The following is a 14,781-nucleotide window of genomic DNA, read 5'->3' on the forward strand; positions in this document are numbered from 1 at the left end:
TCCACCGAAGCTTCAATGCTGCCGTTTCCGCTCGACTTGCATGTGTTAGGCCTGCCGCCAGCGTTCAATCTGAGCCATGATCAAACTCTTCAATTTAAGTTTGGTGTTTCCGTAGAAACTGCTCAATGAATACTGATTACTGTTTATCTCCGAAGAGACAAACGAATTGACTGTGCCGAACAACTTCAATACTGCCGTTTCCGCTCGACTTGCATGTGTTAGGCCTGCCGCCAGCGTTCAATCTGAGCCATGATCAAACTCTTCAATTTAAGTTTGGTGTTTCCGTAGAAACTGCTCAATGAATACTGATTACTGTTTATCTCCGAAGAGACAAACGAATTGACTGTGCCGAACAACTGTAAAAGTTGTCGTTTGGTCACTCAGTTCATCGAATAAATCTTTTTGTCTATTCTTAACGAGTGCCCACACAGATTGCATAGGTCAAATTGTTAAAGAGCGCCGCCCAATCTTGAGCGGGTGTGGCATTTTACGCCACCGAGGCAATGAGTCAAGCGTTTTGTTTGCTTGGCTGTTTTGCCGTTGTTAGCGCGGCTTGCCGTGCCAACGAGAAGCGAATTATAGAGACTTGTTTTTTTGATGCAAGCGTTTTTGTTGAAAAAAATCTAACTGTACAAATAATCGCCAAGATGCTGTTTGTATATCGTTTTAATGGTTAGCAAGCCAACCGGGTATATCAGCGATAGAGTCAACAACGTCAGTTGCTAATGCGACGCCTTGTTCGGTGACAGGTTTACCTGAGCGCACTAGCAAACGGGTTGCAACCCCTGCACACTCTGCGGCTTTCATATCATCCGCTTTATCTCCCACCATCACCGAGCGTGACATATCAATATCAAGCTCTTGCTGGGCATCAATCAACATACCCGGCTTGGGTTTGCGACAATCGCAATCAATTCGATACTCACCGACTCCTTCACTGGCATGATGGGGGCAGTAATATATCCCATCAAAATCGACACCTTTATCAGCAAAGTTCCAATCCATCCATTCGGTCAATTGCAAAAAATCTTGCTCCGAAAAGTAGCCTCTTGCGATACCGGCTTGATTGGTCACCAGTACGAGTAAATAGCCGCTTTCTTTCAGCGCCCTACATGCGTCGAACACACCCTCAATATATTCAAAGCTATCGATACTAGACACATAACCGTGATCGACATTAACGACACCATCACGATCGATAAAAACGGCTGGAAGACTCACGCGTTGTTCCCCTCGGTAAATAATGTTGAGATTATGTCACGCCCAAGACTGACTTGCATCCATACTCCCCTCTTCTATCACATGCTAAAGTATATCCACGTTGTTTTAGGTTTATTTGGTTATGTGTTACCCGTTTTCTATCACTCCAATCGGCACGCTTTACTCTCCTTTTAAAGAGAAGTTTGCGGTCCCTCGTCAWCCTGGTTTAGCGCCGAGTGCACTGGCTTATCTCTGCTTACAGGGGGATGCCAATCAGATCGACGCCGTACGAGGGATTGRACAATACTCTCACCTTTGGTTGCTTTTTCTTTTTGATCAGAACTTAGATAAGGGATGGCGCCCTACTGTCCGGCCACCTCGTTTAGGGGGGAATGAGAGAATGGGTGTGTTTGCCAGCCGGGCTACATTTCGTCCTAATGGCATTGGTATGTCGGCGGTAGAGCTGGTTGATGTCACTCAAGATAGCGGGCAAGTAACCTTGGTATTACGAGGGTGCGATCTTGTTGACCAAACCCCGATTGTCGATATTAAGCCCTATATTCCTTACTCTGACAGTATTCCCGACGCTCAAGGCGGATTTGCTCACACCAAACCCACGCCACTAGACGTTCATTTCTCTGACCGCGCCTTATTGGCTTTATCTCAAACCCATCAGCAAGCCTATTATCAACGTGTCATCGCTGACGTTTTAGCACAAGACCCACGCCCGGCTTATAGAAAAGGTCAACCGGATAATCGCCGCTATGCTGTTCACCTGTTCGACTTTAACGTCACGTTTTACGTGCAAAACGAGCAAATAGAGGTGGCTACCATAGAAGCTTTTGTCGAAACTCCCCCACGCTGTTAATATGCTTGGACTTATTGATCGCCAATATCAACGGATAACTTTACATGCGTACCAGTCAATATCTGCTTTCTACTTTGAAAGAAACCCCTAGCGACGCAGAAATTATCAGCCACCAGCTGATGTTGCGTGCGGGTATGATTCGAAAACTCGCTTCAGGCCTTTATACTTGGCTTCCTACCGGGGTTCGCGTCCTTCGCCATGTCGAGCGTATTGTTCGCGAAGAAATGAACCGTGCCGGCGCCGTCGAAACCATGATGCCTGTCGTACAACCAGCAGATTTATGGCAAGAAACGGGGCGTTGGGAAAAGTTTGGTCCTGAGCTGCTACGTATTGCTGACCGCCATCAACGTGATTTTGTTTTAGGCCCCACGCATGAAGAAGTGATTACGCACTTGGCGCGCAACGAAATCAATTCATACAAGCAATTGCCGCTCAACTTGTACCAAATCCAAACCAAGTTCCGTGACGAAGTACGTCCTCGTTTTGGCGTCATGCGCTCTCGCGAATTTACCATGAAAGACGCCTACAGCTTCGATATCGACAAAGCGGGTATGGAGCAGAGCTATGAGAAAATGCGCGCGGCTTATTGCGCCATCTTTGACCGCATGGGGCTAGACTACCGTGCCGTATTGGCTGATACTGGCGCCATTGGTGGTTCCGCCTCGCACGAATTCCATGTCCTGGCCGACAGTGGTGAAGATCTGATCGCATTTTCAACCGAGTCCGACTACGCGGCAAATATTGAAAAAGCCGAAGCGCTCGCCCCTCAGGCGCAAGCCGATTCACCCACGCAAGCCATGGCGCTGGTCGATACGCCGAATGCGAAAACCATTGCTGAACTGGTTGAGCAGTTTGATCTCCCGATCGAAAAAACAGTTAAGACGCTTTTCGTCAAAGCGTCTGAACAGGTCGAGTCCGATCTTATCGCACTAATCATCCGTGGCGATCATGAACTCAACGAAGTAAAAGCGGAAAATCTACCTGAGGTAGAAGCACCGCTTACTTTCGCCACCGAAGAAGAAATCCGTGCGCTTGTCGGTGCAGGTCCTGGCTCTTTGGGTCCGGTAAACCTACCGGCACCTTTCATCGTCGATCGCAGTGTTGCGGTAATGAGTGACTTTGGTGCTGGTGCAAACACCGACGATAAACACTACTTCGGAATAAATTGGGGACGCGATGTAGAGCTAGGTCAAGTCGCCGACCTGCGCAATGTCATCGAAGGCGATCCTAGCCCTTGTGGTAAAGGCACATTGATGTTTAAACGTGGCATCGAAGTGGGCCATATCTTCCAGCTGGGCAATAACTACTCACAAAAGATGAATGCTGGCGTACTAGGCCAAGACGGTAAGAACGCCATGTTAGAGATGGGCTGTTACGGCATTGGTATTACGCGTGTTGTGGCTGCAGCGATTGAGCAGAACCATGACCAAAACGGTATTATCTGGCCTGACGCCATCGCGCCTTTCAAGGTGGCCATTGTCCCGATGAATATGCACAAATCTGAACGTGTCCGTGAAGCGGCTGAAAAGTTATACACCGATCTTACCGCAGCCGGTATTGAGGTACTTTTTGACGACCGTAAAGAGCGTCCAGGTGTAATGTTCTCTGATATTGAACTTATCGGCGTGCCTCACACTATCGTCATTGGTGAGCGTAGTATGGATAACGGCGTGTTCGAGTATAAGCATCGTCGAGACGGCGAGAAAGTGCCTTTCTCCATTGACGATGCACTGACGTTTATTCAGTCAAAGCTTGACTAAATAGCGCCAAAAGCAAGCATGTCATGCCCCGCTCTGCGGGGCATTTTTGTATCAGCTAATCGCCTCGCGTGCTTTTTGGTATGCCTTTTCAGCAAAGTCCCAATTGACCACTTGCCACCAAGCATTGACATAATCTGGGCGCTTATTCTGATAGTTAAGATAGTAAGCATGCTCCCACACATCACAACCTAACAGCGGCTCTCCTTTCACCTCTGCAATATCCATCAATGGATTATCTTGATTAGGTGTCGATGTAATCGCAAGCTGTCCATCTTCTTTCACTACCAGCCACGCAAAGCCTGACCCAAACTGACCAATCGCCGCCTGACTAAAGGCCTCTTTAAACGCATCGAGTGAGCCGTAGGTCGCTACAATGGCATCGTAGAGCGGTCCTTCTGGTGTCCCCTTAGGGTTGGGCGTCATCGATTGCCAATAAATCATATGGTTGTAATAACCACCGCCATTATTACGAATGGCAGCAGGCAGCGTTGAAACCTCAGCAAATAAAGTCTCAAGCGATTCACCATTACGCGCCGTCTCTTCAATCGCCGCAACAAATTTATCGTAATAGGTTTTGTGGTGACGCTGATGATGAATGCGCATGGTTGCCTCATCAATGTGGGGCTCTAGCGCATCATAAGCATAAGGAAGATCGGGAAAAGAGTAAGTCATGGTGTTGCTCCATCGATGATTAAGACACCATCAGCCTAGATCGAATTGATAACAATTTTCAACCTCATTATCATTAATGATATTTGGAGTCTGTGATATACCGCCGCGCGTGAGATGAAAGAGCGTCTATAATCAAACTGTTAGCGTGGTAATAATGGTAGTCCTATGTCGAAAAACAAACCCAAAATTGCCTTGGTGCTCACTGGCGGCGGTGCACGAGCCGCTTACCAAGTAGGCGTACTCTCGGCGATCGCCCACTGGTACCCGCGGGTGCACACGWGTCCCTTTACCATTTATTGCGGCACATCCGCCGGTGCTATCAACGCGGTATCTTTGGCAAGCTATGCGTCATGTTTTCGACTAGGCGTCAAAAAACTGTCTTGGCTATGGCATCGATTGAACACCTCCCGGGTGCTCGCCAGTCAGCCCAGTGCACTTATCGGCCATCTTTTGTCGCAAACCGGGCAACGCTTTCAATCTCACTACCAACCCACTCAGCCTTTCGGGTTGCTCAATAATCGGCCATTAAGAGAATTACTGAATCAAACGATCAGCTTTAATAAGCTTAATTATCAATTGCTTGCTGGTCATTTAAATGGCTTGTCTGTCACTGCCTCAAACTACCAAACGGGGCAATCGGTGAGTTTCTTTCAAGGCGCATCTCATATCAAACCGTGGGAAAGAGCCCGCGCAGTGGGAAAGCGAAGTCAAATTTCCACCGAACACTTACTGGCCTCTTCAGCCATTCCTTTCGTTTTTCCTGCCTCCAGGATTGGCCACGAGTTTTATGGTGATGGGGCAATTCACCAAATTTCCCCGTTGTGTCCCGCTGTCAAAATGGACGCGGAGCGGATTTTAATTCTGGATCTGACCACAGGAATACGGCGGCCTGAACAAATTAAACACACCGCGCCAGGTTTAGCGATGCTCGGCGGTCATTTAATGAATGCTATCTTTGCGGATACGCTCTCGGCAGACTTAGAGCATTTACAACGGCTTAATCAGGTTGCCAGCGCTTTATCTCCCGACCAAAAAGAGCGTCTAGGTCTGCGCCACATTGATGTGCTTCATCTTCGGCCTTCAGAGCCATTTGAACCCATGGCGAACCGCTACTACAGCCATATGCCACTCGCATTGCGCAGCTTGCTTAAGCTTTTGGGGATTAATGCCAGTCAAGATGCCACCTTTGCCAGTTATCTGTTATTTGAGGCGGCATACCTTCGCCAGTTGATTGACATTGGCTACCGTGATGCACACAATCACCAGGCTGAGATCCTCTCTCTATTGACAGATTAGTTACTTTAAAACAGTATCCTCACTCGCATCCACCCATCGCCATTAGCGAAAATATATAGACTGGCACGATACCTGCTTCATAGATTGAAACCGACGTTGTTACTGAGTAGTTGATCACGCATGAATGCCTCGCACATCAAACAATATACAAACTCTGATCGCGCCCCGCGGATTGTTCCGCTCGGTGCCGATAAACGTTTGTTGTTGTTACAAAAGCTGCAAGGCCACCTTGATATCAAAGTGTTGTTTGAAGTCTACGCGCGTGAACTAGAAAAGCAGATCGATATTGGGCGCATTATTTGGGAGCATGATGATATCTCCAACATCATTCGTCGTGGCGTACAACACACATTTCGTCAGACGTTTTCCATCAAGTTCAATAAGCAGCCATTGGGTGTGTTGCAATACTCTACCCCTTACAAGCTCGATCCAGATGAAATCAGCTTGCTCCATACCTATCACAAGCTGCTCGCCGGCCCGCTGAATAATGCCGTTGAATATACGCGCGTGAAAAACATGGCATTGCTCGATGGTCTCACTGGCCTACATAACCGCACCAGCTTTGAACAAGACCTTCAGCATGCCGTCGCCGTCTGTGAACGGGAAAATATTGGTCTGGTCATGGTGATGTTCGATATGGACAACTTCAAACAAGTCAATGATACCTATGGCCACTTGGATGGTGATAAGGTACTACGCCGTTTTTCATTGCTGGTCAAAGAAGCTGTGCGCGGCAGCGATCGTTGCTATCGACTCGGTGGCGATGAGTTTGCCGTGATCTTGCAACCTGCCAGTAAAAGCTCGGTGAAACACGTGACCTCACGAGTGAAGAGCTTAGTTGGCCAAGATCATTTGTTATCAAGTCACCAGATCAGCGCGTCAGTTGGTTTCTCTGTCTATCGACAAGGTGATAATAACTTGTCGCTCTATGAACGTGCCGACCAAAGTATGTACCGGCAAAAACGCGCACGTTAGCGCTTTCCTCTCCCTAACCAGATTGGGTATAGTGATCCTCATCATTACGTGAGGAGAACACCATGAAAATAGCAGACTGCTGTGACTTGATTCGCCAACGCTATGCGGAAATTGGCAGTGGCGAGCAAGGCTATATACCAGCGGCGATCCATTGCGCATTAAAAGCCCTCAACGATATTGCACAAGACACTGAGATCCAGCAATCGCGTCGAGAGCAAGCCGCATTTGCCGCGGCCAACTTGTTGATCAGCGATCACGAGGACTAAGATGGATCTAAACAATTACGCCACCATGGACCCTGTCATGCTGATGAGCATTGTCAATATGAAGCTACGTGACGAGTTTGACAGCTTGGAGGATCTGGTTCGCTATTATGATATCGACAAAGCCGTACTGTGCACGCGGCTCGAAGAAGCAGGCTTTACGTATATCGAAGACGCCAACCAATTTCGTTAAGTCAACGTCTATACAACGCAAAAAGCGGACATTTCGTCCGCTTTTTTCATTATTGGTCGCGATCTCGACGGCTTTTGTTAGCCCAGTGACACCCACAGGACGGTCGCCACTAATATAGGACAAACGAACTTGACGTAGACAGGCCATATTTTCCAAAACAGGCTCTGCTCAATATCCGCATACCCCTCACGCAAGGCCGACAATTTGCGGTCACGCGACCAAATCCACCCACCAAACAAGCAGAACAATAGCGCTGCAAAGGGCTGGAAGTACTGTGTCGCCACTTTCGCCACCAAACCAAACAAGGTACCGAAATGGAAGACAATCACCGCACTAAACGCGGCAATCAGACCACCCAGCACCCAACTGGTGATTTTACGGCTTGAGCCTAGTCGTTCACTGGCAAGAGCAACCGGGCACTCGAGCATAGAAATCGAAGAGGTCAGCGCCGCAATAGTCATCAGTAAGAAAAAGACCAAAGACACGTAAGGCCCTGCCGCTCCGAGGCTTTCAAACAGCAAAGGTAACACGGTAAATACCAGCGTATCGGCACTCAGCAAGCTGCCATCTTGGGCGTATATTTCTACGCCTTGGTGCATGGCAACAAACATGGCAGGTAGCACCACCAGACCAGCAATAACTGCCACCGCGGTATCGACCAGCGTGACGCTCAATGCCATCTTAGGCAGATTTTCTTTCTGACTCAGATAAGAGCCATAAATCAGCATCGAGCACCCACCAATGGTCAGCGAGAAAAAGCCTTGTCCCATCGCGGCCAAGAGCAGATCTCTGTCCATGATCTTGGAGAAGTCAGGAATAAGGTAGTGCTTTAAGCCCTCAGTCGCGCCAGGAAGTGTCATGATGTAGATAAACATCGCGGCAAACAGCACGAATAATGCGGGCATCAACCGCGTCGACCAACGTTCAATCCCTTGTTTCACACCTGCTTGCACGATAAAGATCGTCAACACATAAAAGAGGATAGCGCCAAACAAGTTACGTGAAGCCGAGAAGCCTTTTAACCATGCTGCCGCGTCGGTAAAGTGTAAGATCTCTGCAACCGCCGCAAGGAGAAAAGACACTAACCAGCCCCCAACAATGCTATAGAACGCCAGCACCATACAAGGAACGGCCAGTCCCACTAAACCCACACCGCTTCCTAAGCGCTTCATCAAAGGATTATCACTGAGTGCACGCATGCTATCCAGTGGGTTCGCACGCCCATGACGGCCAATCGCCATTTCCACCACCAACATGGGAAATGCCACCAGCAAAATCATTAACAAGTAGACGAGTAAAAACGCGCCACCGCCATTACTGGCCGCTTGAGTGGGAAATCCCCAAATATTACCCAGTCCCACTGCAGCCCCTGCTGCAGCCAGAACAAAGCCAATCCTAGTACCGAATAATTCGCGACTTGATGCCATTACTGCTTACCTTGTGTATCATTAGACTAGTACATTAAGTAATTCGTCACGATTAAGCAAGATAAGATAGTCTAACTGCTCAATTAATCATCACCCGTTCAGTATTCTGATCTCATCCAACTCGCCCGACGTTTGCTCTAGCACCTGGTGAGCGAGCGATGTCAAGTGAGCGAATCGCGCCGGATGACAGGGAGATTAAGACTCATGCTGCCAAACAAGCCGCCATTGTTTACCGCTTGCGGCCTGACTAACATACCTATCGGCAATGGCCACCACTGTCTCGCCATCGCAAATAATCGGTTGGCGTCGACGTAACCAGCTGGGGATCTCGGCTTCTTGGTAGAGTTTTTTTAGCTTTCGGCGCCCTTGTCGGCCGGCAGGATGAATCGATAAGCCACGAGGGTTAAAGTGTACACGCAGTGCCCGCGACGTGAGATTTCCCAGCGCGAGCCCTTTCTCTGTCGACGAATAAGGCAGTAAGTACAAGGTACCCAGTCCATCTGGCAGTGCTAACGGTGTTTCTGGCGTCAATGTGCCCTGCCATTGGGATAAATCGGCATAAGGCAGCACGATATAAAGCTGTTGCTGGAAGCGGCGAATACTCACCGTGCCCACGCTCAAGCTCGGGTTGGCATCCGGTTTAGCGTTGATGACATCAAAGAGCAATGTCTGTAACTGTGCTTGCGTCAAGGTAATACTGTGACGCTTTAGCCAATGGCGCAGCATGGCCTGCGTGAGTGCTAAGTCGTTCTGTGGTAACGCGGTAATAGCCAGGCTGCCCGCTTCTGTCTCCGCTTGTGTCACCATAGGCTCTATCAATCGCGCCAATAAGGACGCTTGTTCACCACACAAGCGCTGGGTGCGCTCAACGGCTTTACGAAAGCCAGGCCAACGAGCATCCGCTTGCGGTAACCAGTGCTGACGCAAAAAATTGCGATCAAAGCGCGTGTCTTGGTTGCTCGGATCGTCCACCCAATCGAGTTGGTGTTGGCGCGCATATGCCTCAAGGCTCGCTCTTGATAGCGTCAAAAAAGGACGTACCAGATAGCCCTGACCCAGAGCACGCACCGCTGGCATCCCAGCTAACCCTTCCAAGCCACTGCCGCGTTTGAGGGCGAGGAAAAAGGTTTCAACCTGATCATCACTGTGCTGGGCGGTTAACACCAGTCCATTGGGCTTAAGCAGGTGCGCGATCGCCTGATACCTTGCTTGTCTCGCCGCATGTTCCACACTGAGCGACGTATCCAAGCTCACCCGTTCTACCCTGCAGCGAAATCCGGCGTTGTCCGCCCACATTTGGCACAGCTCAGCCCATTTATCCGCATCGGGATGCAAACCGTGATGAACATGAACCACAAGATAATCATGTTGGGGGTGCTGGTCGCGATACTGCGTCAATAATGCTAGCAACACGCGAGAGTCTAATCCGCCACTGAGCGCCAGTACCACCTGTCGCGGTGTCGATGTCAGCGGGGCTAATGTGTCACTCAGTTGATGGTAAAGCATAGCCATTCATCATTATATAATGTGTCATTGTTGCCGCCCTTTACGTAAAAGAAAAGGGCCCGCAGGCCCTTTATCGCAGTGCATTCCATCACGATTAGCAGTAACCGTAATTGAGCAAGCGCTGATAGCGGCGATCCCGCAAGCTTTCGGTATCAAGACTGTCTAAATCGCTTAGCTGGGTAAGCAGTGTTTGCTTAATGCTATCCGCCATCGCGTTAATGTCGCGGTGTGCACCCCCCAGAGGCTCAGTGATCACACTATCAATCAAGCCAAGCTCTTTGAGGCGAGGGGCGGTTATCCCCATCGCATCAGCCGCTTGCGGCGCTTTTGCAGCATCACGCCACAAAATAGATGCACAACCCTCGGGGGAGATCACCGAGTAGGTGGAGTACTGCAGCATATTGACATAATCCCCCACACCAATCGCCAACGCACCACCAGAACCACCTTCACCGACCACATTACAAATCACAGGGACAGTCAGGCCGGCCATTTCTTTAAGGTTACGTGCAATCGCCTCTGATTGGCCTCGCTCCTCGGCTCCGACACCTGGGTAAGCGCCTGCGGTATCGATAAAGGTAATCACCGGCATATTAAAACGCTCGGCCATTTTCATCAGGCGCAGTGCTTTGCGGTAGCCCTCGGGCTTGGGCATACCAAAGTTACGCTTGACCTTTTCATTGGTGTCTCGCCCTTTTTGGTGACCAATCACCATCACAGGACGCCCTTCTAATCGCGCCATTCCTCCCACCAATGCTTTGTCGTCAGCATAGGCGCGGTCGCCAGCCAATTCATCAAACTCATGGAAAATGCGATCCAGATAGTCGTAGGTATATGGGCGCTGCGGGTGACGCGCAAGTTGTGCCACCTGCCACGCGCCTAAATCACCAAAGATTTTTCGCGTCAGCTCTAGGCTTTTTGTTTCCAGTTGTTCAATCTCTTTATCCAAGTTAACCGCGTCTTCTCCACCCCGCTTGGAAACAGCGCGAAGGGCCTCAATTTTGGCTTCTAATTCTGCGATAGGTTGTTCAAACTCTAAAAAATTAAGACTCATACCAAGAGAATCCTATTGGTCACCGCCAGTGTACGCGACACGTCACCAGCCTGGCTTAGTTAAACTCTAATTCGACCTGCTCTTGACCGAGCAAGCCTTTCAAGGTGTCGATTAATTCATCGGTTGGCGTTACGCGCCACTCTGCGCCTAAGCGTAACCGCGCGCGCGCATCGTCGCGCTGATAGTAAAGATTCACAGGTACTGTACCGGAGCGGTAGGGTGCCAGTGCATCATGAAATCGTTCAAAAAAGGACGCATCGACCTGATCCGAGGTCATCGAAATCCCTAAACAACGCGCATACTTTTCCCGCGCCTGACTAATGTCCATCACTTCACGGGCGGTCATTTTAAGCCCCCCGTTGAAGTCATCAAAGCTGACCTGTCCTGAGACCACTAAAATCCGATCTTTCTCCACCAAGTCAAGATATTTGTCGAGCACATCAGAAAAAAGCATCACTTCCATGCGCCCCGAGCGATCATCAAGGGTTAAGATCCCTAATCGTGACCCCCGTTTGGTGGTCATTACCCGTGCAGCGATCACTAACCCTGCTACCGTCGAGACCACATCACGCTTGGTTGCATGGGCATCTTCTAACCGCCACGTGATGTAGTTTTTTAACTCTTTGCGATAGCTGTTGACCGGATGGCCGGTCAAATACAAGCCCAGTGTTTCTCGCTCCCCTTCTAGCCATACTTTATCTGGCCATGGGTCAGCGTGTGCATAGGCATGCTCTACTTCTTCGGGGGCATCAGTCAACACCCCAAACATATCGGTTTGCCCGTAGGCTTCCGCTTGGTGATGTTGGCTCGCAGCACGAATAGCTTCATCGACCGAGGCCATCATCGCCGCACGATGAGGGCCGAGTTTGTCCATGGCACCGGCACGGATGAGGCGTTCAATCACTCGTTTATTAACTTTTTTGGTATCAATGCGAGCACAAAAATCAAACAAGTCTCGGAAATAACCGTCTTGCTCACGCGCAGCAACAATGGTATCGATAGGGCCTTCGCCGACCCCTTTTATCGCCCCAATACCGTAAACAATTTCCCCTTGCTCGTTGACGGTGAAATGGTGCAATCCAGCATTCACATCCGGCGGTAAAACCGTCAGTTTCATGCGCCGACACTCTTCCACCAGCCCCACGACTTTATCCGTGTTATCCATGTCTGCGGTCATTACCGCCGCCATGAATTCCGCGGGGTAATGCGCTTTTAACCACAGTGTTTGATATGAGACCAGTGCGTAAGCGGCGGAGTGCGATTTGTTGAAACCATAGCCAGCGAACTTCTCTACCAAATCAAAGATCCGCATCGCTAGCTCGCCATCAATGCCGTTGGCGATTGCCCCTTTTTCAAAAATGTCTCGCTGCTTGGCCATTTCTTCTGGCTTTTTCTTACCCATGGCACGACGCAACAAGTCCGCGCCGCCGAGCGTATAGCCTGCGAGTGTCTGAGCGATCTGCATCACCTGCTCTTGATAGAGAATGATGCCATAGGTGGGCTCAAGCGTTTCTTTCAACGAGTCGTGTTGCCATTTTTCATCCGGGTAAGACACGACTTCACGGCCATGCTTACGGTCGATAAAGTTATCCACCATCCCTGATTGCAACGGGCCAGGACGGAACAAGGCCACCAAAGCGATCATATCTTCAAAGCAATCAGGCTGAAGCCGTTTAATCAGCTCCTTCATGCCCCGCGATTCCAGCTGGAAGACGGCAGTCGTCTCGGCTTTGCGCAGCATTTCAAATGAAGGTTGATCAGCCATCGGGATCGCGGCGATATCAATGGGATCTTTCCCTTGACGCTGTAAGCGCGGATTTATCATCCCCAGCGCCCAGTCGATGATGGTCAGCGTCCGCAGACCCAAGAAGTCAAACTTCACGAGACCGGCGGTTTCAACGTCGTTTTTATCAAACTGCGTGACCGGATGATGCCCTTCACTGTCGCAATAAAGGGGGGCGAAATCGGTGATCGTGGTGGGTGATATGACCACCCCGCCCGCGTGCTTACCCGCATTTCGGGTCACCCCTTCAAGCATCCGCGCCATGTCAATCAGCGCTTTGACTTCCTCATCGCTGTTGTACACCTCAACCAACTGGGGCTCGGCGTCAAAGGCTTTCTCGAGGGTCATTCCAGGATCGGGTGGCACCAGCTTTGAAATCCGGTCCACAAAGCCATATGGGTGCCCTAACACGCGTCCCACATCACGGATCACGGCTTTCGCCGCCATGGTACCGAAGGTAATGATCTGCGATACCGCATCACGCCCGTACATTTCAGCGACGTGATCGATCACTAGATCACGCTTATCCATGCAAAAGTCGACATCGAAGTCGGGCATGGAAACCCGTTCGGGGTTCAAAAAGCGCTCGAAGAGGAGATCAAACTGGAGTGGATCGAGGTCGGTAATTTTTAGCGCATAAGCCACCAAAGAGCCGGCCCCTGAGCCTCGCCCTGGGCCCACAGGGATGTCATTGTCTTTTGACCATTGGATAAACTCCATCACGATCAAAAAGTAGCCGGGAAACCCCATTTGGTTGATGACCCCAAGCTCGCGCTCTAGTCGTGCATCATAGTCGGGGCGTCGGCGCGCTCTTTCCGCTTCATCAGGAAAGAGAAAGGCAAGACGCGCTTCCAAGCCTTCTTGTGAGCGCTTGACCAAGTATTGATCAATTTCCATTCCCTCTGTGGGGAAGTTCGGCAAAAAGTACTCATCCAATCGCACCGGCACGTTACAACGCTTGGCTATCTCTACGCTATTGGTCAATGCCTCGGGAATATCCGCGAAGAGCTCACACATCTCTTGCTCGGTACGCAAATACTGTTCGGCGCTGTATTTCTTGGGACGACGAGGATCATCGAGCGTGAAACCATCATGAATCGCAACCCGGATCTCATGCGCATCAAACTCCTCAGATGAAATGAAGCAGACTTCATTGGTCGCCACCACAGGCAAGTCATGCTCGGCGGCAAAATCAACCGCAAAGTGAAGATAGACTTCTTCATCCTGGCGCCCAGTGCGCACCAGCTCCATGTAATACGCATCCGGGAAATAGGTCTGGTAAAAGTGAGCACACTCTTTTGCCAGCGCTTGATTGCCTTTAAGCAAGGCTTTTCCCAAGTCACCACGGCAGCCGCCGGATAACACAATCAACCCTTCCGAATGCTCAATCAGCCATTGCTGATCGATCACTGGGCGATGCTGAATATGTCCACGTAAGTAGGCCTTGGAGATCAGCAAGGTCAGGTTCTTATAGCCCGTTTTGTCGGTCGCTAATAAGGTCAGCTGACAAAGCTCCTCGCCAAACGCCTCCGATTGCACCAAAAAATCAGCGCCAATTATCGGCTTCACACCGACATTGTTGGCAGTGTTATAGAACTTAACCAACCCACACAGGTTGCTAAAGTCAGTCAGCGCCATGGCAGGCATGCCCATTTCCGCCACTTTTTTTACCAGTGGTGGCACCTTGGACAAACCATCAACCATGGAAAAGTCACTGTGAATACGTAAATGGACAAAACGTGGCTCAGACATACGGCTCGTTACTTAACGGTAATAAGGGCTGG

The 14,781-nt window shown here is 50.0% G+C and carries 12 protein-coding genes and 1 rRNA gene; 6 read left to right on the top strand and 7 right to left on the bottom strand.

The genetic code is table 11. The features are described from left to right. Both BZG13_RS12370 and gmhB read right to left on the bottom strand, forming a co-directional pair. Positions 1-96: ribosomal RNA gene (locus BZG13_RS12370) — 16S ribosomal RNA — on the bottom strand; the annotation flags it as partial. A 570-nt stretch (positions 97-666) separates the two neighbouring features. Then, complete coding sequence (gene gmhB, locus BZG13_RS12380) at positions 667-1,221, bottom strand: D-glycero-beta-D-manno-heptose 1,7-bisphosphate 7-phosphatase (protein ID WP_077486842.1); 555 nt, start codon at positions 1,219-1,221, stop codon at positions 667-669. Positions 1,222-1,342: 121 nt separating this feature from the next. Between gmhB and tsaA the strand changes: the two genes are divergently transcribed. Further along, complete coding sequence (gene tsaA / locus BZG13_RS12385; protein WP_077486843.1) at positions 1,343-2,068, top strand: tRNA (N6-threonylcarbamoyladenosine(37)-N6)-methyltransferase TrmO; 726 nt, start codon at positions 1,343-1,345, stop codon at positions 2,066-2,068. 44 nt (positions 2,069-2,112) lie between these two features. Next, entirely contained in the window at positions 2,113-3,828 is a 1,716-nt protein-coding gene (locus tag BZG13_RS12390; protein WP_077486844.1) for a proline--tRNA ligase, read from the top strand. 51 nt (positions 3,829-3,879) lie between these two features. Here BZG13_RS12390 and BZG13_RS12395 read toward each other — a convergent pair whose 3' ends face one another. Beyond that, entirely contained in the window at positions 3,880-4,500 is a 621-nt protein-coding gene (locus BZG13_RS12395) for a superoxide dismutase (RefSeq protein ID WP_077486845.1), read from the bottom strand. 165 nt (positions 4,501-4,665) lie between these two features. Between BZG13_RS12395 and BZG13_RS12400 the strand changes: the two genes are divergently transcribed. The 4 genes from BZG13_RS12400 to BZG13_RS12415 all read left to right on the top strand — a co-directional run bounded on the left by BZG13_RS12400 (position 4,666) and on the right by BZG13_RS12415 (position 7,227). Then, positions 4,666-5,796 carry a patatin-like phospholipase family protein gene (locus BZG13_RS12400; RefSeq protein WP_077486846.1) on the top strand — a complete coding sequence of 377 codons (1,131 nt, stop codon included), beginning with the start codon at positions 4,666-4,668 and terminating at the stop codon, positions 5,794-5,796. A gap of 120 nt (positions 5,797-5,916) precedes the next feature. Further along, a complete protein-coding gene (locus BZG13_RS12405; RefSeq protein ID WP_077486847.1) occupies positions 5,917-6,771 on the top strand; it encodes a GGDEF domain-containing protein in 855 nt (284 codons plus the stop codon). Between the two features lie 62 nt (positions 6,772-6,833). After that, entirely contained in the window at positions 6,834-7,037 is a 204-nt protein-coding gene (locus BZG13_RS12410) for a YaeP family protein (protein WP_069363555.1), read from the top strand. Between the two features lies 1 nt (position 7,038). Then, positions 7,039-7,227: a DUF4250 domain-containing protein gene (locus BZG13_RS12415; protein WP_046074193.1), complete on the top strand. Its 189-nt coding sequence runs from the start codon at positions 7,039-7,041 to the stop codon at positions 7,225-7,227. Positions 7,228-7,304: 77 nt separating this feature from the next. Here the strand turns inward: BZG13_RS12415 and BZG13_RS12420 are convergent, their stop codons facing one another. The 4 genes from BZG13_RS12420 to dnaE all read right to left on the bottom strand — a co-directional run bounded on the left by BZG13_RS12420 (position 7,305) and on the right by dnaE (position 14,749). Next, positions 7,305-8,654: a sodium-dependent transporter gene (locus BZG13_RS12420; RefSeq protein ID WP_069363554.1), complete on the bottom strand. Its 1,350-nt coding sequence runs from the start codon at positions 8,652-8,654 to the stop codon at positions 7,305-7,307. 195 nt (positions 8,655-8,849) lie between these two features. Next, a complete protein-coding gene (gene tilS, locus BZG13_RS12425; protein WP_108743518.1) occupies positions 8,850-10,160 on the bottom strand; it encodes a tRNA lysidine(34) synthetase TilS in 1,311 nt (436 codons plus the stop codon). Between the two features lie 94 nt (positions 10,161-10,254). Continuing rightward, a complete protein-coding gene (gene accA, locus BZG13_RS12430) occupies positions 10,255-11,214 on the bottom strand; it encodes an acetyl-CoA carboxylase carboxyl transferase subunit alpha (RefSeq protein WP_077486849.1) in 960 nt (319 codons plus the stop codon). Positions 11,215-11,269: 55 nt separating this feature from the next. Beyond that, positions 11,270-14,749, bottom strand: a complete 3,480-nt coding sequence (gene dnaE, locus BZG13_RS12435; RefSeq protein WP_077486850.1) for a DNA polymerase III subunit alpha — start codon at positions 14,747-14,749, stop codon at positions 11,270-11,272. Positions 14,750-14,781: the final 32 nt, after the last annotated feature.

It is taken from the genome of Salinivibrio sp. ML323 (genome assembly GCF_001995745.1).
Classification (GTDB): Bacteria; Pseudomonadota; Gammaproteobacteria; order Enterobacterales; family Vibrionaceae; genus Salinivibrio; species Salinivibrio kushneri.

What these genes read in the sequence shown, in the direction of transcription:
- BZG13_RS12405 (WP_077486847.1), top strand. Translation starts at nt 5,917, where the DNA reads ATGAATGCCTCGCACATCAAACAATATACAAACTCTGATCGCGCCCCG.
- BZG13_RS12410 (WP_069363555.1), top strand. Translation starts at nt 6,834, where the DNA reads ATGAAAATAGCAGACTGCTGTGACTTGATTCGCCAACGCTATGCGGAA.
- BZG13_RS12420 (WP_069363554.1), bottom strand. Translation starts at nt 8,654, where the DNA reads ATGGCATCAAGTCGCGAATTATTCGGTACTAGGATTGGCTTTGTTCTG.
- BZG13_RS12390 (WP_077486844.1), top strand. Translation starts at nt 2,113, where the DNA reads ATGCGTACCAGTCAATATCTGCTTTCTACTTTGAAAGAAACCCCTAGC.
- BZG13_RS12415 (WP_046074193.1), top strand. Translation starts at nt 7,039, where the DNA reads ATGGATCTAAACAATTACGCCACCATGGACCCTGTCATGCTGATGAGC.
- dnaE (WP_077486850.1), bottom strand. Translation starts at nt 14,749, where the DNA reads ATGTCTGAGCCACGTTTTGTCCATTTACGTATTCACAGTGACTTTTCC.
- tilS (WP_108743518.1), bottom strand. Translation starts at nt 10,160, where the DNA reads ATGCTTTACCATCAACTGAGTGACACATTAGCCCCGCTGACATCGACA.
- BZG13_RS12395 (WP_077486845.1), bottom strand. Translation starts at nt 4,500, where the DNA reads ATGACTTACTCTTTTCCCGATCTTCCTTATGCTTATGATGCGCTAGAG.
- accA (WP_077486849.1), bottom strand. Translation starts at nt 11,214, where the DNA reads ATGAGTCTTAATTTTTTAGAGTTTGAACAACCTATCGCAGAATTAGAA.